The 20,300-nt window shown below is 69.0% G+C and carries 19 protein-coding genes; 8 read left to right on the top strand and 11 right to left on the bottom strand.

Annotated elements, in window-relative coordinates:
• Positions 1 to 62: 62 nt before the first annotated feature.
• Positions 63 to 395, bottom strand: coding sequence for a nuclear transport factor 2 family protein (locus C5C17_RS14855; protein ID WP_104254152.1), 333 nt, complete (start codon positions 393 to 395; stop codon positions 63 to 65).
• Positions 396 to 598: 203 nt separating this feature from the next.
• Here C5C17_RS14855 and ectB point away from each other — a divergent pair, with 203 nt between their 5' ends.
• Positions 599 to 1,924, top strand: coding sequence for a diaminobutyrate--2-oxoglutarate transaminase (ectB, locus tag C5C17_RS14860; RefSeq protein ID WP_104254153.1), 1,326 nt, complete (start codon positions 599 to 601; stop codon positions 1,922 to 1,924).
• A 141-nt stretch (positions 1,925 to 2,065) separates the two neighbouring features.
• On the opposite strand, the gene C5C17_RS14865 is transcribed toward ectB, so the two are convergent.
• Together C5C17_RS14865 and C5C17_RS14870 are read right to left on the bottom strand one after the other, a co-directional pair.
• A complete protein-coding gene (locus C5C17_RS14865; protein ID WP_104254154.1) occupies positions 2,066 to 2,794 on the bottom strand; it encodes a hypothetical protein in 729 nt (242 codons plus the stop codon).
• A gap of 12 nt (positions 2,795 to 2,806) precedes the next feature.
• A complete protein-coding gene (locus C5C17_RS14870) occupies positions 2,807 to 3,547 on the bottom strand; it encodes an SDR family oxidoreductase (RefSeq protein WP_104254155.1) in 741 nt (246 codons plus the stop codon).
• Positions 3,548 to 3,782: 235 nt separating this feature from the next.
• Between C5C17_RS14870 and C5C17_RS14875 the strand changes: the two genes are divergently transcribed.
• Positions 3,783 to 4,511, top strand: coding sequence for an HNH endonuclease family protein (locus C5C17_RS14875; RefSeq protein ID WP_104254156.1), 729 nt, complete (start codon positions 3,783 to 3,785; stop codon positions 4,509 to 4,511).
• An 87-nt stretch (positions 4,512 to 4,598) separates the two neighbouring features.
• On the opposite strand, the gene C5C17_RS14880 is transcribed toward C5C17_RS14875, so the two are convergent.
• Positions 4,599 to 6,203, bottom strand: coding sequence for a serine hydrolase (locus C5C17_RS14880; protein ID WP_146079196.1), 1,605 nt, complete (start codon positions 6,201 to 6,203; stop codon positions 4,599 to 4,601).
• 198 nt (positions 6,204 to 6,401) lie between these two features.
• On the opposite strand from C5C17_RS14880, the gene pdxY reads away from it, so the two are divergent.
• A complete protein-coding gene (gene pdxY / locus C5C17_RS14885) occupies positions 6,402 to 7,253 on the top strand; it encodes a pyridoxal kinase PdxY (protein ID WP_104254158.1) in 852 nt (283 codons plus the stop codon).
• 148 nt (positions 7,254 to 7,401) lie between these two features.
• Here the strand turns inward: pdxY and C5C17_RS14890 are convergent, their stop codons facing one another.
• Genes C5C17_RS14890 through C5C17_RS14900 form a run of 3 tightly spaced genes read right to left on the bottom strand, consistent with a single transcriptional unit; the run spans position 7,402 to position 10,522 of the window.
• Positions 7,402 to 8,610, bottom strand: a complete 1,209-nt coding sequence (locus tag C5C17_RS14890; protein ID WP_104254159.1) for an amidohydrolase family protein — start codon at positions 8,608 to 8,610, stop codon at positions 7,402 to 7,404.
• The gene (locus tag C5C17_RS14895; protein WP_104254160.1) at positions 8,607 to 9,125 is read right to left on the bottom strand and encodes a hypothetical protein; all 519 of its coding nucleotides are present in this window, start codon (positions 9,123 to 9,125) and stop codon (positions 8,607 to 8,609) included. The genes C5C17_RS14890 and C5C17_RS14895 overlap by 4 nt, the downstream gene beginning before the upstream one ends.
• A complete protein-coding gene (locus C5C17_RS14900) occupies positions 9,122 to 10,522 on the bottom strand; it encodes an MFS transporter (protein ID WP_104254161.1) in 1,401 nt (466 codons plus the stop codon). The genes C5C17_RS14895 and C5C17_RS14900 overlap by 4 nt, the downstream gene beginning before the upstream one ends.
• 172 nt (positions 10,523 to 10,694) lie before the next feature.
• Between C5C17_RS14900 and C5C17_RS14905 the strand changes: the two genes are divergently transcribed.
• Positions 10,695 to 11,591, top strand: coding sequence for a MurR/RpiR family transcriptional regulator (locus C5C17_RS14905; protein WP_104254162.1), 897 nt, complete (start codon positions 10,695 to 10,697; stop codon positions 11,589 to 11,591).
• Positions 11,592 to 11,618: 27 nt separating this feature from the next.
• Here C5C17_RS14905 and C5C17_RS14910 read toward each other — a convergent pair whose 3' ends face one another.
• Complete coding sequence (locus C5C17_RS14910; RefSeq protein WP_104254163.1) at positions 11,619 to 11,990, bottom strand: nuclear transport factor 2 family protein; 372 nt, start codon at positions 11,988 to 11,990, stop codon at positions 11,619 to 11,621.
• A gap of 222 nt (positions 11,991 to 12,212) precedes the next feature.
• Between C5C17_RS14910 and C5C17_RS14915 the strand changes: the two genes are divergently transcribed.
• From C5C17_RS14915 to C5C17_RS14930, 4 genes are all read left to right on the top strand, one after another.
• Positions 12,213 to 13,694, top strand: coding sequence for a sensor histidine kinase (locus C5C17_RS14915; RefSeq protein ID WP_104254164.1), 1,482 nt, complete (start codon positions 12,213 to 12,215; stop codon positions 13,692 to 13,694).
• Positions 13,694 to 14,428 carry a response regulator gene (locus tag C5C17_RS14920; RefSeq protein WP_374953924.1) on the top strand — a complete coding sequence of 245 codons (735 nt, stop codon included), beginning with the start codon at positions 13,694 to 13,696 and terminating at the stop codon, positions 14,426 to 14,428. Before C5C17_RS14915 ends, C5C17_RS14920 begins: the two co-directional genes overlap by 1 nt.
• Positions 14,429 to 14,670: 242 nt before the next feature.
• Positions 14,671 to 15,798 (top strand): N-acetylglucosamine-6-phosphate deacetylase, encoded by a 1,128-nt coding sequence (gene nagA / locus C5C17_RS14925; protein ID WP_104254165.1) that lies wholly within the window; start codon positions 14,671 to 14,673, stop codon positions 15,796 to 15,798.
• Between the two features lie 40 nt (positions 15,799 to 15,838).
• Positions 15,839 to 16,324 (top strand): hypothetical protein, encoded by a 486-nt coding sequence (locus C5C17_RS14930; RefSeq protein ID WP_104254166.1) that lies wholly within the window; start codon positions 15,839 to 15,841, stop codon positions 16,322 to 16,324.
• A 229-nt stretch (positions 16,325 to 16,553) separates the two neighbouring features.
• Here the strand turns inward: C5C17_RS14930 and nagB are convergent, their stop codons facing one another.
• From nagB to C5C17_RS14945, 3 genes are all read right to left on the bottom strand, one after another.
• Positions 16,554 to 17,336, bottom strand: coding sequence for a glucosamine-6-phosphate deaminase (gene nagB / locus C5C17_RS14935; RefSeq protein WP_104254167.1), 783 nt, complete (start codon positions 17,334 to 17,336; stop codon positions 16,554 to 16,556).
• A gap of 185 nt (positions 17,337 to 17,521) precedes the next feature.
• Complete coding sequence (gene nagE, locus C5C17_RS14940; RefSeq protein WP_104254168.1) at positions 17,522 to 19,447, bottom strand: N-acetylglucosamine-specific PTS transporter subunit IIBC; 1,926 nt, start codon at positions 19,445 to 19,447, stop codon at positions 17,522 to 17,524.
• Positions 19,448 to 19,541: 94 nt separating this feature from the next.
• The gene (locus tag C5C17_RS14945; RefSeq protein ID WP_181028621.1) at positions 19,542 to 20,258 is read right to left on the bottom strand and encodes a GntR family transcriptional regulator; all 717 of its coding nucleotides are present in this window, start codon (positions 20,256 to 20,258) and stop codon (positions 19,542 to 19,544) included.
• Positions 20,259 to 20,300: the final 42 nt, after the last annotated feature.

A 20,300-nucleotide genomic window follows, 5' to 3' on the forward strand; every position in this document is an offset into this window, starting at 1 on the left:
GATGCTCGCGGTGCGCGGACCCTCCTGCCCGCGCCGTGGGGCGGGCCCGCGCATCCACACCCCTAGCGGTGCGACGGGATGTGGAACGTCTTCACCTTGTCGCCCTCGACCGTGACGAACGCGCGCGACGTGCCATTGAAGCGGTTGCTGCGCCAGTCGAAGAACAGCTCAGTCGTGTCTCCCTCGGTGGTGGCATCCTTGATCACCATCTGAGCGCTCTGCCCGATGGCGTCGCTCTGCGACCAGCTGCTGACACCCTCACGACCCTCGAGCACGCGACCCCAGTCGTCGACCGAGCCATCCTCCGCGAACGCGTCGACGAACGCCTGCTCGTCTCCGCTGTTGATCGCGTCGACAAGAGCCTGCACCGGCGCAGGCACTGTGAAATCAGTCATGGAACCCCCATCTCTCCGCGGGCGAAGGCCGCCCGAACGGCCACAATGTAGCAAGCCCGCCTCCGGATTCCCGGGCTTGGCCGTAAGCTCGGAATCTCAGGATGCGCGGCAACCCGCCCTGCGCTTCCACCCTCCGCCTCTTTCCAAGGCAAGCCCGGCTCGTCAAAAACAGGCCACGTCAACAAGCAGAAGGTGAATTGAGCATGAGCGACTCCTCGCCCCTTGAAGTATTCGACCGTCGCGAGTCAGAAGTCCGCGGATACATCCGCTCGTTCCCCGTGGTCTTCGACCGCGCGTCCGGCTCCACCCTGGTGACCGCGGACGGCGACGAGTACCTGGACTTCTTCGCCGGCGCCGGCGTGCTCAACTACGGGCACAACAACCCGCTCTTCACGAAGGCCCTTGTCGAGTACATCGAGCACGGCGGCATCCTGCACGGGCTCGACATGGCGACGTCCGCGAAGCGCGCCTTCATCGAAGCGTTCGAGCAGTACGTGCTCGAGCCCCGCGGCTACGACTACAAGATCCAGTTCACCGGCCCGACCGGCGCGAACGCCGTCGAAGCCGCCCTCAAGGTCGCCCGCCAGGCGACCGGCCGCACCAATGTGGTCGCGTTCACGAACGGCTTCCACGGCCTCAGCCTCGGCGCCGTCGCCGTCACCGGCAACAAGAAGTACCGCGACGCCGCCGGCACAACCCTCGGCGATGTCACGCGCCTCCCCTTCGAGGGCTACCTGGGCGACAAGCTCGACACGCTCGACCTGTTCGAGAAGATGCTCGACGACACCGGCAGCGGACTCGACCTGCCCGCCGCTGTCATCGTCGAAGCCATCCAGGGCGAGGGCGGCATCAACGTCGCAAGCCCGGAGTGGCTGCGACGCCTCCGCACGATCACGGAGGAGCGCGGCATCCTCCTCATCCTCGACGAGATCCAGGCCGGCATCGGACGCAGCGGCTCCTTCTTCGCGTTCGAGGAGTCCGGCATCGTGCCCGACCTCGTCACCGTGTCGAAGTCGATCTCCGCGTCCGGCCTGCCCATGTCGCTGGTGCTGCTCCGCCCGGCCGTGGATGTGTGGAAGCCGGGCGCCCACACGGGCACCTTCCGCGGCAACAACCTCGCGTTCGTCACCGCACGCGTCGCCCTCGAGGAGTACTGGGCCGACGACGCCTTCATGACGCAGGTCGCCGAGCGCTCCGCTGAGCTCCGCGCGGGCCTCGAGGCGATCGCCGCCGACTACCCGCAGCTCGACTTCACGGTCCGCGGCCGCGGCCTCATGTACGGCATCGTCAGCCTCCGTGACCGCGACCTCCCCTCGCGCGTCTCCGCTGAGGCGTTCCAGCGCGGGCTCGTCATCGAGACCGCAGGCGCCTTCGAGGAAGTCCTGAAGTTCCTCCCCGCGCTCACGCTCACGAGCGAGGAGCTGCAGACGGGCCTCCGCATCGTGCGCGAAAGCCTCGACGCCGTCATCGCGGGTGACGACTCCGAGGCAGAGCACGCCGTCGAAGACCACGTCGCCTCGCACGCGTAGTTTCCTGGCCGGACGGCTGGGCTGCCAGGCGCATCCACCCCACCTCGGTGTGGAACATCCACACGAGGAATGCCTGTCCCTGAGCAGTGGGGCAGGCATTTCTCGTGTGGATGCGGGGGGGGCGAGCCAGCCCGACGCGCGTCAGTGCTTGCGGGTGCCGCCTCCGGAGAACGTCGAGCCGTAGGAGTGCGGCGCCGGCGCGTGTCCGAGATCGGGGTGTCGCGGCGTCGGCTCGGCTCCCCCAACCGGTGTCGGATCGGTGCGCTCCGCCGGTGACGGAGCCCGTTGCGCCTGCTCAGACGGTGCTGATTCGACGTGTCGTGGTGTCGGACGCGGAGCCGGGTACGACGGGGCCCGTCTGGACTGCGACGCAGGAGCAGGAGCAGGAGCAGAAGCAGGCGTTTGCGAGTCAGGCGAGTAAGCCGCAGGCGCGGACGAGGCGGGCGCAGGCCCGTACGGCGCAGGAGCAGGAGGTGCGTGTGGCGCAGGCATGTGGGATGCGGAAGCCTGCGATCCCGAGGCCTGCTGCACTGGCGCGGGGAGCCACGACGCTGGCCGCTCAGTCCGTCGAGGTGCGGCGGCCCATGGCGAGGGAGCGCTGGGCGAGCTGGGAGCCGCATCCGGGATCGCCTGCTGCACCGACAGCCCGAGAAGCGAGATGCCGCCGCTGGTGTCGGTGTCTTCGTGCAGGCCAGCGACTCCCGCTTCTCCCGCCCTGCGACGTTCGGCTTTGCGCAGCTCCGACGCGGCCTTGGCTTTCTTCGTTCGGCGACGCTGCACGAGGATCGCCACGAGCAGGCCGAGGCCGAGCACGAGCACGACGAGCAGTGCGAAGGCGACGATGGTGAAGATCTGATTGGTGCCGGCCATGACTGCGTCAGCTCAGCGCATCGGTCGGATCTTGAGCTCGTCGACCGCCCCACCAGCAGGGGTGTCGACGGCGAGACGCACGGCTTGCGCGACCGCCTGCGGCGTGAGGTAGCGCTCGCGCTCGTAGCTGCCCTGCTCGAACTGCCGCAGCTCGCGCTGCATGTCCGTGTCGACGCGGCCCGGGTGGATGCTGGACACGCGCACGCCATGTTCGCGTTCTTCCTCGCGGAGCGCGTCTGTCAGCGCGCGCAGGGCGAACTTCGTGCCGCTGTACACGCTGGTGCCCGCGCCGCTCGCGTAGCCGGAACCCGAGTTGATCATGACGACCGTGCCCTCGCTCGTTCGAAGCAGCGGCAGCAGGAGGCGGGTGAGGTCGGCCACGGCGAACACGTTGAGCTCGAAGGCGCGACGGAATCGCTCACGGGAGCTCTCTGCGATGGCGTCGTGCCCGCCGAGCACGGCCGCCGAATGCACGAGCACGTCGAGGCGGCGGATGCTGCGGGTCGCTTCTGCGAGCTGGCGCTCGTCGGTGAGGTCTGCGACGAACGGCGTCGCTCCCGGGATGCGCGCGGCGGCCTCGGCGACTGCGCGCGGTTCGCGCCCGCCGACCAGGACGTGGTGGGTGCGGCTCAGCTCGTGGGCGATGGCTTCGCCGATGCCGCGAGTCGCTCCCGTGACGAGCGCGACCGGCCGTCGGCGTTCGCCGTCGCGCTCATCGTCGACGGGTGAGGCGGCGTGGCCTGCTTCGGTCATGGATGTTCCCCCGGGATTCTGCGGTGCGTGACCGCGGACAGCCGCGGCTTCCACATTCTGCCACCGTCAGACCGCGCACAGCCTCCGAACCCGTCCCTCTGTGGACGGTATCCGACTCGCGTCCGACGGCTGGCCGTATGGCAGTCTGGTGCGGCCGACCCGCTCGAGAAAGTTCCCAGTGCTTCCCTTTCCTGCATCCGCTCACGCCGCCGCCACCAGACGATCAAGACGCCGCATGCTCGCAGCGGTCGCGCTCGCAGGTGTCGCGACCCTGCTGGTGGGGTGCACCCCCCTGGGCACGCAGTCCGCGCCGGCCGAGAGCGCCTCGTCACCCGAGGCCAGCCAGCTGGTGGCACTGACCGACGAGGTGGAGGCGGCTACCACTGACGGCGAGGCGTCGACCTCGTTCGCCGACGATGCGCTCGACGTGCTCGGCAAGCTCGACATCGCGCCGCGAGATGAGTGGGAGGAGTTCGACCGTGAGGGGTCGTTCGGCGAGGGCTGGCAGGACCCGGACGGCAACGGGTGCGATGCACGCAACGACGCCCTGGCCGCATCCATGACCGACGTCGACCTGAACCGCGACGGCTGCCGCGTCGACACCGGCGTCTTCATCGACCCGTACTCGGGCGACGAGATCGACTTCGAGCGCGGCCCCGACACGAGTCCGCTCGTGCAGATCGACCATGTGGTGGCGCTCGCGAACGCGTGGCGGACGGGCGCGAAAGAGCTGTCGTTCGTGGAGCGGGTCGAGCTGTCGAACGACCCCATGAACCTGCAGGCGACGGCCGGCTGGGTGAATGACGACAAGAAGAGCCAGGATGCGGCGAACTGGCTGCCCCCGCAGGAGTCGTACCACTGCACCTACGTGGCGCGGCAGATCGTGGTGAAGGCCACCTACAACCTGTGGGTCACGCAGGCTGAGCACGACGCGATGCGCGACGTGCTCGAGGGCTGCGCGTAACCGGGCGCTTCGAGGCGCGGGTGGCGGCCGTCGCGGCGCCAGACGGTCGCCGTCCCGCGCAGCAGATGGCGACCGCCCAGCCCGACATCACACGACCAGCAGCGTCGCCACGAGGATCACGAGCACAATGGCGAGGCCGACCCAGCTGAGCCACGCCCACCTCTTCGGCTGGAATCGCAGCGCCGGGGAGCGCAGCACGCCGACCGCGACCGCCGCGAGCGCGGGAGCGAGGGCCAGCCCGAAGGCCCAGCCGCCGACGCTCGCCCAGGGGCCGGCGAACCAGAGGCTCACGAGCCCCGACGCTGCGAGCAGCAGCCAGTTCACGATCGGCAGGGCGGCCTTCGAGCGGAACGCGAAGAGCAGCGCGAGACCGGACGCGATGAGGGCGAACCCGAACGTCACCCACAGGAGCAGCGCCCCCTGGGCGCCGAGGTCGGGCACCTCCGCCTCGGTCAGGAGCGAGACGGCGATGGGGTCGACGATCTGCTGCGTGTTGCCGAGCACCACGACCGCCTTGCCGGCGTCGCGGTCGAGCATGACGACGGACGCGAATCCACCGGTTCCACCGCTGTGCCAGGTGAGACTCGGGTTCGACGTCGCCGTCGGGTTGGTGACCTGCGTCGTCTGCCAGATCCAGCCGATGTCGCTGCCTTCGGCGAACTGCGCCGTCGGTTCGAGTGATGCGACGCCTGGGGCTGTGCCATCGAGGTTCGCGGACGCCCAGGCGGCGAGGTCGGCGACGGTGGTGGTCGTCGAGCTGCCGGTGGGCGCGTACCCCTCGCCCCACCAGGCGTCGGTTGGGATGCCGTTCGTCAGGAATCCGGGCGTCGTGTCCGCGGGAACTTCGGCCTCGGTCGTCGCGATGCTCGTCGACTCCATGCCGACGGGCCCGAGCACCCGCTCCTCGAGGAGCGCCGGGTAGCTGTCGGCGCCCGCCGCGTTCGTGAGCGCCGTGCCGAGCAGCGCGACGCCGAGGTTCGAGTAGAGGGGACCCTGCGCGGGGTCGACGGGCGCGGCCGCCGCATCCTGGACCATGACCTCGGTGGTCTGCGGCCCGTAGGGGTTGCCGCCGGAGAGCGACGCCGCGAGCGACTCGACGGCGAAGCTCGGCCCGAGGCGCGGGAGGCCCGAACTGTGTTGCGCGAGGCTCGCGAGCGTCACCTCACCGGCCGGGGTTCCCTCGAGCTCTGGGATGTGCGCCGAGAGCGGGTCTTGCGCGGTCACTTCGCCGCGGTCGATGGCGTCCGCGAACAGCGAGGCCGTGAAGGTCTTCGTGACGGAGCCGAGCTCGTACAGCGTCCCGTCCGTGGGCGCCGCGCCGTCTCGGCCCTCGCCTGTCTTGCCGACACCGGCCCAGGTCGTGCCCTCAGACGTGACCTCGGCGACGACCACCGAGCGGAAGCCGCCATGCCCACCCACCGCATCCACGACCCGCGCCGCGAGGGCCTCATCACCCGAGGTCTGCGTGCCGAGCGCCTGTCGCTGCGGGCCCACGAGCATCCCGAGCACGATCGCGACGAGCCCCGCGACGAGTGCGGCGATGACGAGGATGCGCTTGGCCGGGCCGCGCGGAGTCTCGTCACCAAACGGGGCGGGTGCGCCGGTCACCGCGCTCGCTGCGGGGGAAGGCGAAGGCGGCGACTGCGGATGCTGCGCTCCCGCCGGGTTCTGCGGCTGGCGTTCGTGTGTCATGCGCTTCCCCTTGCTCTCGATCTGCGCTCGCTGCGGTGGCTCGCTGTTCCCTTCAACGCTACGAGCGACCACCGACACCGGCCTCCACCGTGGGCGGGAGATGTCTCCCCCGCCCGCCGGAGATGGCACAGGGAGCGCGCATCCGTCGCACGGCGTCGTCCGGCGGCAAGGCCGGGCTCGGCGTGGGAAGATCGAGGGATGAAGATCCTGTCGATCCAGTCGTCGGTCGCCTTCGGGCACGTGGGCAACTCGGCTGCGGTGTTCCCGCTGCAGCGCCTCGGACACGAGGTGTGGCCGGTCTCGACCGTCGTGTTCTCGAACCACACGGGCTATGGCGCTTGGCGCGGCCCGCTCCTCCCAGCGTCGGACGTGCGCGACGTGATCCTCGGCGTGGAGGAGCGCGGTGCGCTCGCGCAGGTGGATGCGGTGCTCTCCGGCTACCTGGGCGGCGAGGAGATCGTCGATGTCGTCGTCGACGCGGTGAAGCGCACCAAGGAGCTCAGCTCCGCCGCGACGTACACGTGCGACCCCGTCATGGGCAACGCGAAGTCTGGCTGCTTCGTCGCCCCCGCCATCCCGGAGCTCATCCGCGAACGGGTCGTGCCGGTCGCCGACATCCTCACGCCGAACCAGTTCGAGCTCGGCTTCCTCACGCGCACGACGCCCGCGACGATCGACGAGACCCTCGATTCGGTTGACCTGGCCCGCGACCTCGGCCCGCGCACGGTGCTCGTCACGAGCGTCGAGCGCCCAGACCGCCCGGAAGGCACCATCGAGATGATGGCGGTCGATGACACGGGCGCCTGGATCGTGCAGACCCCGTACCTGCCGTTCAAGGCGAACGGATCGGGCGACGTCACCTCTGCGCTCTTCACGGCGCACTACCGCACGTCCGGTTCGGCGTCCGAGGCGCTCGCAGCGACGGTCTCCAGCGTCTTCGACCTGCTGCAGATCACGCTCGACTCGGGTGAGCGTGAGCTGCAGATCGTCGCGGCTCAGGACGCGTTCGCGAACCCCCGCATGCAGTTCCAGGTGCGCCAGATCCGGTAGCTACTGCGCCGTCGCTTCGCCGTCGCGGCGAAGGTTGTGGCGAAATGCTGTCCGATCACGCCCAGACAGCACTTTGCCACAACCCTGTCGAGGGCTGGCCGGAGCAGGGGCGTTGAGCGCCAGACCGCGACCGCACCGCACCGCACCGCTAGACGAGCACCCCGCCCTGCATGACCCAGTCGAGGCGCGACTCGGCGAGCACGCTCACGTCGTCGAGCGGGTCGGCGGATGCGGCGATGAGGTCGGCGTGCGCGCCCGGCGCGATCACGCCGAGTTCCCCCTCCCGCTGCAGCAGGCGAGCCGCGGTGGTCGTGGCGCTGCGGACGATGTCGAGCACCGGCATGAACTCGGCGCGCACCTCGAACTCGCGGGCCTGGTGGCGCTGCATGCCGCCCAGCAGGTCGCTGCCGTAGCAGAGGTTCACGCCACCCTTGTGGGCTTTCTCGAGCGCGACCTTGCCACCCTCGAGCACGTCGGAGACCTTCTCCCAGTTGTCCTGCGGCAGCCCGTGCTCGCGTCCCTCCTCCATGAGCGCCCAGTAGGTGACGAGGTTCATGGTGAGGAACGCGTCGTGCTCGAGGAACAGGTCGATCGACTCGTCGTCGAGCAGGTTGCCGTGCTCGATGCCGCGCACGCCTGCCCGCAGGGCGCGGTTGATGGCCCGGGCCGTGTACGCGTGCGCCGTGACGTAGCGGTTCGCGGCGGTCGCCTCCTCGACGACGGCCTCGATCTCCTCGACGGAGAACTGCGTGGAGTCGACGCGGTCGGTGGGTGAGGCGACGCCTCCGCCCGCCATGATCTTGATGTGGTGGGCGCCGCGGCGGATCTCGTCGCGGGCCGCGTGACGGACGGCGGAGATGCCGTCGACGACCCGGCCGATGTGCGAGCAGGTGTACTCTCCGTCGTGGCTGTCGCGTCCACGCGAGCGGGGATCGCCGTGCCCGCCGGTCTGGGAGAGCGCCTTGCCGCCGAAGAAGAGGCGCGGGCCGCGCACGAGTCCGTCGACCTGCGCGTCGTGCAGGCCGAAGTCGGCGCCGGCGACGTCGCGGACCGTCGTGAAGCCCCGGCTGAGCATGTCGCCCATGAGCTTCGCGGCCTGCAGCGCCACGTAGTTCGGCGACTCCTCGCCGATGGATGCCAGGTCGGCCGTGTGCGCGGTGACGTGCACGTGGCAGTCGATGAGGCCGGGCAGGAGGTAGCGACCGGATGCATCCAGTTCCTCGACCCCGCCGGCGGCGGCGACCTCGCCGCCGACCTGCTCGAAGCGACCGCCCCGGATCGACACGTCGCCCGTTCGGTACTCGCCCGCGTCGACGTCGAGCCAGGTGGCGTTGCGGATGATGAGGTCTGCGGTCATGCGGATGCTCCCTGCTGCTTGGCGCTCTCCACGCCGGTGTCGATGATCTGAACGGCGCGCTCCTGCGCCGTCGGGGTGTAGGTGCCCTCTGGTGCGCACATGTTGACGGTCGCGAGCGGCGCCCCGTCTGGTCCGGGGATGGGCACGTTGAGGATCGACCCGCAGCCGAGCGCCTTGATGGTGCTGGCGTCGTCGAAGATCCGGTCGAGGTCGGCCGGGGTCGCGCCGAGGAACGGCTCACCGGAGTCGCGGCAGGCGGCGACCCAGTCGGGTGAGACCTGCGTGGCGACCTGCTTGGTCCCGCCGACGGGGTACTCGTCGGCGTGCGAGCTGTAGACGCGTTCCATCACCTCCCCGCCCTGGGTGAAGCGCAGCACCGTGAACAGCACGACCCCCACTTCCTCCTCGATGGTGTGGTGGATGCTCGCCCAGTCGACCGCATCCAGCGCCGTCTCACCGCCCTGCTCGCTCTGGCCCTGCTGTCCGCCTCGCACTCGTTCGCCGTTGGGGGTCATGCGTTGCTGCCTTCCTTGTCGATGGTCGTGGTGATGGCGCCCTTGCCGCTGTTGGTGATGTCCTCGAGCGAGCGTCCTGCTGTGCGCACCGCGAAGAGCAGCGTGCAGGCGACGCCGATGACCAGCACCGTCGTGGTCATGCCGAAGACGCCCACGAAGCCCCACTGGGCGGCGAAGGTGCCGATGATGATGGGCGCGGTGATCGATCCGATGCGGCCGAACGAGGAGCTCATGCCGACGCCCGTGGCGCGCAGCCAGGTCGGGAAGACCTCTGGCGTGTAGGCGTAGACGCCGGCGTAGGTGCCGTTGAGGAAGAAGGAGAGCACGATGCCGGCGATGGTGACCATGATGGGGTCGTTGGCCTGGCTCATCCACAGCGCGGCCCCGGCTGAGCCGATCAGGTAGAGCGCGATCGTGAACTTCCGGTCGAGCTTCTCGTTGAGGTAGGCGGCGCTGAAGTAGCCGGGGATCTGCGCGAGGTAGATGTAGAGCGAGTACGTGAAGCTGGTGGTGACGTCGATGCCGCGGTCGACGAGCAGCGTCGGGATCCAGGTGAAGAAGCCGTAGTAGGAGAACGTGATGACGAACCAGATGAGCCAGGTGGTGGCCGTGATGCGCCACATCGTGCGGCCCCAGAGGAACTTCACGGCCTTGATGAAGCCGAACTTGACGGGCGCTTCCTCTTCCGGCGCGTTCGGGTCGACTGCGGGCAGGTCGTTGCCGGTGGATGCCCGCACCCGGTCTTCGAAGCTCGCCACGACGGCCTCGGCTTCCGCGTGCCTGCCGACGCTCGCGAGGTAGCGCGGCGACTCGGGGAGCGAGCGCCGCCACCACAGCAGCATGACGATGGGGAGGAAGGTGAGGACCTGCGCCCAGCGCCAGCCGTCGTCGGAGGCTGGGACGACGAAGCGGCCGATGAGGGCTGCGGCGACGAAGCCGAACGAGAAGAACCCGGCGAGGGTGCCGACGAACCAGCCGCGGCGGTGCTTCGGGACGAACTCGGAGAGGAAGGGCGCGATGATGGCGCTCTCGGCCCCGGCGCCCATGCCGGCGATGATGCGCATGAAGAGGAAGACCTCGAAGTTCCATGAAAGCGCCGCGACGAGGGAGGCGACCGCGTAGAGCACGAGCGACCACATCATGACCTTCTTGCGGCCGATCTTGTCGCCGAGGTAGCCCGCGAGGAGCGCGCCGAAGAGGAAGCCGAACGGTGCGGCCGAGCCGACGAGGCCCAGCTGCGCGGCCTCCAGGCCGAACACGTCGCGGACGCTCGGCATGAGGAAGGCGACGATCGCGCCGTCCATGCCGTCGAAGGTGTAGCCGAGCCCGCCGATGAGCAGGAGCGCGTAGTGGGGTCTGCTGATCGGCAGGCGATCGAGCCGTGCGGTGAGTGACAACGGAGTCTCCTGGGGGATCGGGAACGTCGGTGTTCGAGAAAGCTTGATCCAGCAACCCCCATCATGCAATACAGATTGCAGAAATGTAACCCGCGCGAAATCTCTTGCAGAATTGCACCCGTCTGGTCCCCGTCACGAGCATCCAGGGGCCGATCCGTGCTGAAATGAGGGCATGTCCGCCGCCGAGCCGCCCACCGCAGACGAGACGCGACTCTCCCCAGACGCCTGGCTGCGTGGGATGCTCGCGGCCCGGAATCTGGGCCCCACCAGCCAGAAGCTCGCGAACTACCTCGTGACGAACATCAACGCGGTCAGCTACGCGCAGGCGTCGGAGATCTCCGCGTCCGCCCAGGTGAGCGCATCCACGACCACGCGCCTCGCGCAGCAGCTCGGCTTCAAGGGGTGGCCGGACCTGCAGCAGGCGCTGCGCACCCGCTATCTGGCGCAGCTCTCCATGGTGGATATCGCCGAGATCCACGGCCTCACCGACACCCCGTTCCAGAACGCGCTCCGCAACGACTCCGAGCTGCTGGCCGCGACGATGCGCGACGTCGACGACGTGGCCATCGCCCGCGTCGCGGCGGCGGTGCAGTCAGCGAAGCGGGTGCACGTGACCGCGATGGGCAGCTTCGCCGCGGTCGGGCAGGCGCTCGTCCACAACCTGCAGATCGCCGGCTACCACGTGCACGCGCTCCTCGACCGCGACAGCGCGCTCTCCAACAGCGTCGCGCAGATGGGCGACGGCGATCTGCTCATCGTCTGCAGCTACTGGCGGCATTACCGCACCATCGTCGCGGCCGCCAACGCCGCGCACCGGCAGGGCGCGACGGTCGTGGCCCTCACCGACTACCTGCCGCCTCAGCTCGAGGGCGCAGTGGACGACCTCATCATGATCCCGGCGGAGGGCACGTCGTTCTTCCCGTCGCTCACCGTGCCCATGGCCGTGCAGCAGGGGCTCGTCGCGACGCTCGCCCAGCTCGACCCGGAGGCCACGAAGGTGCGCATCGACGCGGCCGAGCGGCTGTGGAACGAGCTCGACATCCTCATCGACCCGCGCGCGACGGAGTAGCCCCGGCCTCGCTCATGCGTTCCGGCTTCAGAACATGGGGTGGTCGTGGACGCTCGTGACCGGCACCGCCTGCAGCACGTCCCAGTGCTCGACGATTCGCCCGCCCTCGAAGCGGTAGATGTCGGCGACCGCCGCATCGGGCGCCCCCGGTCGGGATGCGCGCACGTGCACCATCGCGAGGTCCCCGTCGACGAGGATGCGCTCGACGCTGAACGTCGCATCCGGCGACCCGTCGAACTTCGGAGTGAGGGCATCGACGGCGGCGGCCGGCCCGTCGGCGATGGTCGGGTTGTGCTGCCGGTAGTCGTCGGCGACCAGATACTCGAACGCCTCGGCGACGCGCTTGCGCACGTAGAACAGCTCGACGAAGTGCTGGAACGCAGCGCGGTTGTCCGTCATCGGGAGGTCACGACCTTCGGGTTGGAGGGAGCGCCGGTGCCGACGCTGGCCTCACCAGCCTGGCCTCCAACGTCCTGAAACGCACATCACGGGTGCGAATGCGGGGCATCAGCCGGCGAGCCGGGACGTGGCTCGGCCGCCGCTCACCCCTTCGGATGAAAGGGAGAGCCGGATGCGCGCTCGCGACCATCCGCGTCCGAAATCGCCCCTAGCTTGGTGACCATGCTCAGACTGCGAGATCGCCTCCCCGCCGCTCCCGCACTGCGGTGGCTCCTCGAACCCGCGGTCGGTGCACTCTTCATCACCATGTGGTGCTTCGCCGAGGTCGGACGGTGGGGCAGCTACCTGCCCCTCTACGCCGCTCCGCTGATGTACGCCATCGCCATCGGCCTCTCGCGGCGGTACCCGAGGGTGGCGCTTGTCATCGGGCTGGCAGTGCCGCTCCTGCAGCTGGTCTGGGCGATCCCGATGGCGGACTCCACCGGGTGGCCCATCCACTTCGGCATGCCCATCGTGGTGTTCTTCGTCGCACTGAACACCATGGGCCTGACCCGCTGGATCGCGCTGGGAGCCGGCGTCGTGCACGGCATCGGGATCGCGTTCCTGTTCGTGTACGCGGGCCAATGGCTCCTCTGGTCTGGGCCGCTCGGCGGTGGCACGATGGGGTATCTCTCCGGCGTCAACAACTACACCCCGAGCGGCGAGCTCGTCTACCAAGAGGGGTGGGACGGGCCGACGGAGGGGAACAACGTCGTCCAGGTCGTGTACAACGACCAGGGCAGCATGCAGTTCATGAGCGTCGGCGGCCCCATGTCCGAGCTCATGCTCCAGACGGCTGCGCAGCTGGCCTTCATCTTCGCGCTCGTGGCCGCAGCGGCCTGGGTTCTCGGCGTCGCCATCCAGTACGCGATCAAGCGGCGGCGCGACCAGGCGATTCGCGCCGCCCTCGCTGGCGAGCTCTCGGCGTCCTCCGCGGAGGTGCTCGTCCTCCAGGAGCGCTCCCGCATCGCCCGCGAGGTCCACGACGTGCTCGCCCACTCGCTGACCGTGACGATCTCGATGGCGGACGGCTCTCGGCTGCTGCGAGAGTCACGCGGCGAACCTGCAGACGACCTGCAGAAGATCGCCGACAACGCCCGCAGCACGCTGCTCGAGCTGCAGGGCCTGCTCGAGGGCATAGGAGGCCAGGGGTCCGCTCCGCAGCCGAAGCTCGACGAGCTGGACGCCCTCGTGGAGCAGGCATCAGAGACCGGGTTGAACGTCGAGCTGCGCAACCTCGGAGAACGCAAGCGCCTCTCTCAGGTGCAGGAGCTGAGCGTGTTCCGCATCGTCCAGGAGAGCCTCACGAACGCGATGAAGCACGCCGGTTCCGAAGCGTCGGCGACCGTCTCGCTCGACTGGCGCGGGGCCGGGCTGTCGCTCAACATCGTCAGCATGGGAGTGGGTGACGACGACTTCAAGGCCGAACCCGCGGAACGCTCTGGCCTCGGCGTGGCCGGGATGCGCGAGCGCGCTCGCCTCGCGGGCGGTTGGCTGACCGCCGGGGCAGAGCCTTCCGAGAACCAGACCAGCGGCCACCAGACGTTCGTGGTGACGGCGTTCATCCCGACGCAGGACATCATGCCGAAGGTAACCGGCACCGAAAACGCTCAGAGCGCGAGCCCAGTCACGGTCGAGACCGCATCCGATGAGGACAAGCAGTGATCGACGACACCGACACCCAGCCCATTGCAGTCGCGACGGCGCAGCCGAACCTGGCCCCGCGCATCCGCGTCGCCCTCGTCGACGACCAGGAGCTGTTCGTCTACGGCATGCGGATGCTCGTCGAGTCGCAGCCGGACCTCGAGCTGATCGGCACTGCGGCGGACGGCGAGGAAGCCGTCGAACTGGTCGTCGCCGAGCGCCCTGACGTGGTGCTCATGGACATCCGGATGCCCGGCCTCAACGGCATCGCCGCGACGAGACGCATCCTGGAGGCCGCCCCGTACGCCGACGAGACCGGGCCGCGCCCGCGCATCGTCATGCTGACGACGTTCCGGCAGGATGAGGCGGTGCTGCAGGCCATGCACAACGGCGCGAGCGCCTACGTGACGAAGGATGCGACGCCCGAGATGCTGCTCGACACGATCCGCGCCGTGCACGCGGGCGACGCCCCGGCTATGCCGGTCGGGCGCATCGCGCGCGGTGCCGCCCCGGCTGTGGCGCCCGCCGAGATCGCCCCTCGCCCTGACCTCGCGATCGCCGCCCTCTCTCCCCGCGAGCGCGAGATCTTCCTCCTCGCGGCGAAGGGGTTGCGCAACAGCGAGATCGCGGCGGCCGCGTTCGTGAGCGAGGCGACCGTGAAGACGCACGTGCGCAACGTGCTCGCGAAGCTGGAGCTGTCGAGTCGCGCGCAGATCGTCGTGTTCGCCTACGAGCACCGCCTCGTCACGGGCTGAGCCGTTTCCTGACGCACACCCGCGGCGGCCCTCCCCGCGCGCAGAGATGTGGCGAAGCGCTGGCGGCTATCTCGCTGGCAGCACTTCGCCACAGCTCTGCAAGCTTGGGCTCGGCCGGGCGTCGCGCGAGGCCGAACTGGCGGCGCTGCTTCCCCTCACCTCGACTTGACACCGCTGTCCTCACGGACAAAAGTACAACTGGTACAGACCAGTGAGTCATCTCGAGAAGCGGAGCCCGCAGAATGATCGTCAGCGCCGCGAACGTCATCACTCCGGAACACCATCTCTCGCCCGGATGGGTGGAGATCGACGGGGACTCCCTGCTCCGGGTTGCCGCGGGGCGACCCCCGGCCGACCGGCGCGACGTCGTCGACCTCGGCGACGCGACGATCGCGCCCGGCTTCGTGGACGCGCACGTGCACGGCGGCGGCGGCGCTTCGTTCGACGGCGGCCGTCGGGATTCCGCCGAGACGGCGGCCCGCACGCACCTCGAGCACGGCACGACCTCGATCGTCGCGAGCCTCGTCACGGACGCCGTCCCGGCGATGCGCGAGTCGATCTCCGGCCTGGCGACGCTCGTCGAGGAGGGGACACTCGCGGGCATCCACCTCGAAGGGCCGTGGCTCAGCCCCCTGCACCCGGGCGCCCACGCGCAGCAGCACCTCATCGAGCCGAGCGGCGAGGATGTCGCCGCCCTCCTGGAGGCAGGGCGCGGCAAGGTGCGCATGGTCACGCTCGCGCCTGAGCTGCCAGGTGGCCTCGACGCCATCCGGGCGCTCACCGAGGCCGGGGTCGTCGCCGCGATCGGACACACGGACGCGACGTACGACGTCGCCCGTGACGCGCTCGACAGCGGCGCTACCGTCGGCACTCACCTGTTCAACGCGATGCGGACGCTGCACCACCGCGAGCCCGGACCGGTCGCGGCGCTCCTCGAGCATCCCGACGCGGTGATCGAGCTCATCGCGGATGGCACGCATCTGCATCCCGCGGCCCTCCGCCTCGCCGCGGTCGCGAAGCCGCACCAGTTCATGCTGGTGACGGACGCCATGTCGGCGGCCTGCATGCACGACGGCGACTACGTGCTCGGCTCGCTCGATGTCGAGGTTCGGGGCGGTGTCGCCCGCCTCACGGAAGGTGGCGCCATCGCCGGTTCGACGCTCACGATGGCCCAGGCCGTGCAGTACGCCGTCGGCGTTGCCGGCCTGCCACTGGTGGACGTCGTGCGCGCAGCGACCGCGACACCCGCCGCGACCATCGGACTCAAGCGAGTGGGTGCGCTCGCCGCCGGGAACTACGCCGACCTCGTCGTCCTGGATGCGTCGCTCGGCGTGCAGCGCGTCATGCGGCGCGGCGAGTGGGTGCGCTGAGCACTCGTCGCGGGGTGCCCCATCCAGTAGGTTCATCACCATGGACCGGACGTCGACGCCTCTGCGAGCGACCGCGGTCGGCCTCATCCTGGCGGCGAGCCTCACCGGCTGTTCTTCCGACCCCGTCGATCTGGCTCCGACGTTTGCCTCCTCGGGCGTCAGCACCGACCAGACAGGATCGCAGCCCGAGGCTCGTTGGGCGGTTGATCGCACCGGGGTCGTCGTGACCTACGAGACCACCCTGCTCGCCCCGTGTTCGTTCGAAACGTCAGCGACCATCAAGCAAGTCGACGAGCACAACTTCACCCTCGAGTTCGCGAGCACCTTCGAACTGAACTACCACACGGTGGGTGACGAGGATGGCTTCGGCCCGGCCACGTCCGCACCCGGCTGCAACGGAGACTGGCCGACCACGTCCATCCACGAGTTCGTGGAATTCCCAGACGAAGCGACCCCAGAGGGGCCCATCTTCCTCGACCTGAGCTTCCCGGACACGGAACGAGCCTTCGAGTTCACACTCGCCTAGCTCGGTTCAGAACGGCCGCAGCGAGCAACGCGCCAGCAGGCGCGACCGTGTCTCCGTGATGACTTTCCGCGACCGTGATGGGTTTTTACCCACCACCGGTCGCCGAAACCCAGCACGAGCATCCCAGAAACCCATCAGGGCCGCGAGAACCCCACACGGTCAGCCTCGAACAGGGCGTCGGGAGGATCACCGTTCGGCCGAGGATGCTGCCCCCTGCTTCTGCCCCTGCCTACGCCTGCGGCTGCACCCCGGCGCGGTGTTCGACCGTGTACCGGTAGTAGTCGGCCATGGTGAGCTCGGACGCTGCGGCTTCGTCGATGACGATCGTCGCCCGGCGGTGCAGCTGCAGCACGGAGCCGGGCCACATCGAGGAGACGGGCCCTTCGACCATGGCTGCGACGGCGCGCGCCTTGGAGGCGCCTTGGGCGACGAGCACGACGCTTCGCGCGTCGAGGATGGTGCCGAGCCCCTGCGTGAGGCAGTGCACTGGCACATCCTCTGCCTTGTCGAAGAAGCGCGCGTTGTCGTCGCGGGTCTTCGGGGCGAGCGTCTTGACGCGGGTGCGCGAGGAGAGGGAGGAGGTGGGCTCGTTGAAGCCGATGTGTCCGTTGGCGCCGATGCCGAGGAGCTGCACGTCGACGCCTCCCGCGGCGAGGATCTTGGCCTCGTAGTCGGCGCAGGCCGCGTCGAGGTCGGATGCGAGGCCGTCCGGCACGTGCACGCGTGAGGGGTTCAGTCCGAGCGGTTCGACGACCTCGCGCCCGACCACTGCGTGGTAGGACTCCGGATGCGATCGGGGGATGCCGACGTACTCGTCGAGCGCGAAGGCGGTCACCCTGCTGAAGTCGAGTCCCGCGTCCCGTCGCGCGGCGAGCGCGCGGTACGTCTCCAGGGGGCTCGAGCCGGTGGCGACTCCCAGCACTGCTTCCGGGTTGCCCGCGACGACATCCGCGATGCGTCCGCCGGCGAAGGCGCCGACTTCCGCCGGCCCGGCCATGATGACAACTTCCATGCGCTGCTCCTAGAGATCGACGACGATCGGTGTGCCTCAGCCAAGTCTTGTGGAGGTCCGGCCTGATCGGCGAGGCGTGTTGCGCATCACCTTACCGGCAAAGCCCTGAGTGGTCTAGTCCACATGCACGAAGGGGTGAGCCGCCGAACCCGGCAGCTCACCCCTCGACTCGGTGTGGATCAGCGTCAGCGCAGCTTCAGCTCCACATCCGTGCCTCCGAGCACGATGACCGGCGTCACGACCGGGTGCCCAGCGGCGCGGATGGCCTCGAGGTCGAACCGCAGCAGCGGGGTGCCCTCGGTGACCACATCCCCGACCGAGACGAGCGTCTCGAACCCCTGGCCCTTCATCTCCACGGTGTCCACGCCGACGTGAACGAGCACCTCGGTGCCATCCTCGAGCCTCATCGCGACCGCGTGGCTTGTCGGGAAGACGTGGGCGACGGTGCCGTCAGCTGGAGCCCACACGGTGTCACCCGTCGGCTCGACTGCGACACCTGGCCCCATGATGCCCTCGGAGAAGGTCGCATCCGGAACCTCGGAGAGCGGCACGACGCGACCCGCGACCGGCTGACGCAGCGTGAGCACGGTCTTCGTGGCGACGCCGCCCTGCGGGCCTTCACCTGCGCCTGCATCAGCAGCAACGACCGGCGCGGCGACTGCCGCAGCTGGAGCTTCGACGCGGCCGGCGATGAGGTCCTCCATCGCGTCCTTCACGAACTGCACCTCGAGGCCGTAGATGACCTGCACGGACTTCCCGCCCGGCTTCATGATGCCCGCGGCGCCCGCCCGGCGGATGGCAGCGTCGTCGACCTTCGACACGTCGGCGATCTCCATCCGGAGCCGCGTGGCGCAGTTGTCGAGCTCGAGCACGTTGTCCTTGCCGCCGAGCCCCTTGAGGATCGCGGAGGCCTGGCTCAGGAACTTCGACGACCCCGTCGACGTCTCATCCACTTCGACTTCCTCGTCTTCACGACCCGGCGTCTTCAGGTCGAAGCGCTTGATGATGAAGTAGAACGACACGAAGTAGATGACGAACCAGACGGCGCCCGCCAGGAAGATCGCCCACGGGTTCTGCGCCAGCGGGTTGACCCAACCGAGCATGAGGTCGATGAACCCGCCGGAGAACCCGAAGCCCATACGCACCGGCAGCAGCGCCATGATGAACATTGAGATGCCCGTGAAGATCGCGTGGACGACGTACAGCGCCGGCGCGAGGAACATGAACGCGAACTCGAGCGGCTCCGTCACGCCCACGAAGAAGGAGGCGAAGGCGCCGGACAGCAGGATGCCCGCGGTGACCTTGCGACGGTTGGTCTTGGCCGTGAGGTACATGGCGAGTGCGGCACCTGGGAGGCCGAACATCATGATCGGGAAGTAGCCGGTCATGTACTGGCCTGTGACGCCTGCCGTGCCCGTGCCGTTGAGGAAGTTGCCGAGGTCGTTGATGCCGGCGACGTCGAACCAGAACACCGCGTTGAGCGCGTGGTGCAGGCCGAGCGGGATGAGCAGGCGGTTGAAGAAGCCGTAGAGGCCAGCGCCGACCGGGCCGAGCCCGACCATCCACTCACCGAACGAGACGAGGCCGCCGAACAGGACCGGCCACACGAAGTAGAGGACGAGCGCGACGACGAGGGATGCGCCGGTCGTGACGATCGCGACGGAGCGCTTGCCGGAGAAGAACGACAGGGCGGCCGGCAGCTGGACGTCCTTGAACTTGTCGTAGCAGTAGGCGCCGATGAGGCCGCAGATGATGCCGACGAACGCGTTCTCGATGCGACCGAAGCCGATGTTCACGTCCTCGACGGCGATGCCCTGCAGGGTTGCGACCGTCTCGGGGCTCAGGAGCCGTGTGACGACGAGCCACGACACGAGTCCCGCGAGCGCGGCGGTACCGTCTGGCTTCGATGCCATGCCGATTGCCACGCCGAGCGCGAAGAGCAGGGGCAGGTTGTCGAGGAGCGCGCCTCCCGCTGCGGTGAAGAAGGCCTGGACGAAGTTCTCGCCGGCCGTGTTGAGGATCCAGTACCCGATACCGGACAGGATGGCCGCTACCGGCAGGACAGCCACCGGCAGCATGAGTGACTTGCCGAGTTTCTGGAGATATTTCATGACGAGACTCCGTGGTCAAAGGAAAAGTTAGGGGGACTCTACTTGGAAAATCCGCCCTGGTATAGACCAGAGTTCGTCGGTGGTGCGGTTTACTTCACGAGAAGGGCAGCGTGAGGCGCTCCTGCAGGGGGAAGGTGAGCTCGAAACGATCCGCGGGGAACGTCGCCCGCGAGTACGACATGGGCAGGCCGCGGGCGATCGCGGCTCGCGTGAGGCGCAGAACCGGGTAGCTCGCGGCGATGCCGAGCACCTCGATCTCTTCGGGGCTCGGCAGCGTGGCCGTGACCACCTCGACGCCCTCCGTCGGCAGCAGATCGAGGGTCTCGAGCATCTCGTAGAGACTCCCCTTCGCCGTCTCCTCGTTGAGCTGGGGAACCAGCGCCGCGGGAAGCCACTCGTCCTCGAGCGCGAGCGGGCGGTCGTCGCCGAGGCGCAGCCGGCGCAGGTGGATGGTCTCGGCGTCCGGTGGGAGCTGCAGGTGCTCATCCACTTCGGCCGGGCGGTCGGTACTCCGCACGAACGACAGCACCTGCGTCTCTGCGTGCATCCCGTGCTCGCGGACCGCGCTCGCGAACGAGCGCAGCCGAACCTGGAGGGAGACGGGCGGGGCGAGCTTCTCCGTACCGATGCCGCGCTTGGTGCGGACGAGGCCCTCGCGTTCGAGGACGTCGATCGCGGCACGCACCGTCATCCGCGCGACTCCGAGCTCCGCTGCGAGCGTGCGCTCCGAGGGCAGCAGCTCGCCCGGCGAGAGTGATTCGGCGAGGGCGCGAACACCCTGGAGAGCTGTTGAACCACTGACCCTTGCCATGTCGCAAGTATCCCACCGCGTCCGGACCCGGGCGCGGTCATC

Source organism: Pseudoclavibacter sp. RFBA6, assembly GCF_002931575.1.
GTDB lineage: Bacteria > Actinomycetota > Actinomycetes > Actinomycetales > Microbacteriaceae > Pseudoclavibacter > Pseudoclavibacter terrae.

Excerpts from the sequence above, each read along its gene's own strand:
- C5C17_RS14855 (WP_104254152.1), bottom strand. The coding sequence starts at position 395 with ATGACTGATTTCACAGTGCCTGCGCCGGTGCAGGCTCTTGTCGACGCG.
- ectB (WP_104254153.1), top strand. The coding sequence starts at position 599 with ATGAGCGACTCCTCGCCCCTTGAAGTATTCGACCGTCGCGAGTCAGAA.
- C5C17_RS14865 (WP_104254154.1), bottom strand. The coding sequence starts at position 2,794 with ATGGCCGGCACCAATCAGATCTTCACCATCGTCGCCTTCGCACTGCTC.
- C5C17_RS14870 (WP_104254155.1), bottom strand. The coding sequence starts at position 3,547 with ATGACCGAAGCAGGCCACGCCGCCTCACCCGTCGACGATGAGCGCGAC.
- C5C17_RS14875 (WP_104254156.1), top strand. The coding sequence starts at position 3,783 with ATGCTCGCAGCGGTCGCGCTCGCAGGTGTCGCGACCCTGCTGGTGGGG.
- C5C17_RS14880 (WP_146079196.1), bottom strand. The coding sequence starts at position 6,203 with ATGACACACGAACGCCAGCCGCAGAACCCGGCGGGAGCGCAGCATCCG.
- pdxY (WP_104254158.1), top strand. The coding sequence starts at position 6,402 with ATGAAGATCCTGTCGATCCAGTCGTCGGTCGCCTTCGGGCACGTGGGC.
- C5C17_RS14890 (WP_104254159.1), bottom strand. The coding sequence starts at position 8,610 with ATGACCGCAGACCTCATCATCCGCAACGCCACCTGGCTCGACGTCGAC.
- C5C17_RS14895 (WP_104254160.1), bottom strand. The coding sequence starts at position 9,125 with ATGACCCCCAACGGCGAACGAGTGCGAGGCGGACAGCAGGGCCAGAGC.
- C5C17_RS14905 (WP_104254162.1), top strand. The coding sequence starts at position 10,695 with ATGTCCGCCGCCGAGCCGCCCACCGCAGACGAGACGCGACTCTCCCCA.
- C5C17_RS14910 (WP_104254163.1), bottom strand. The coding sequence starts at position 11,990 with ATGACGGACAACCGCGCTGCGTTCCAGCACTTCGTCGAGCTGTTCTAC.
- C5C17_RS14915 (WP_104254164.1), top strand. The coding sequence starts at position 12,213 with ATGCTCAGACTGCGAGATCGCCTCCCCGCCGCTCCCGCACTGCGGTGG.
- nagA (WP_104254165.1), top strand. The coding sequence starts at position 14,671 with ATGATCGTCAGCGCCGCGAACGTCATCACTCCGGAACACCATCTCTCG.
- C5C17_RS14930 (WP_104254166.1), top strand. The coding sequence starts at position 15,839 with ATGGACCGGACGTCGACGCCTCTGCGAGCGACCGCGGTCGGCCTCATC.
- nagB (WP_104254167.1), bottom strand. The coding sequence starts at position 17,336 with ATGGAAGTTGTCATCATGGCCGGGCCGGCGGAAGTCGGCGCCTTCGCC.
- nagE (WP_104254168.1), bottom strand. The coding sequence starts at position 19,447 with ATGAAATATCTCCAGAAACTCGGCAAGTCACTCATGCTGCCGGTGGCT.
- C5C17_RS14945 (WP_181028621.1), bottom strand. The coding sequence starts at position 20,258 with ATGGCAAGGGTCAGTGGTTCAACAGCTCTCCAGGGTGTTCGCGCCCTC.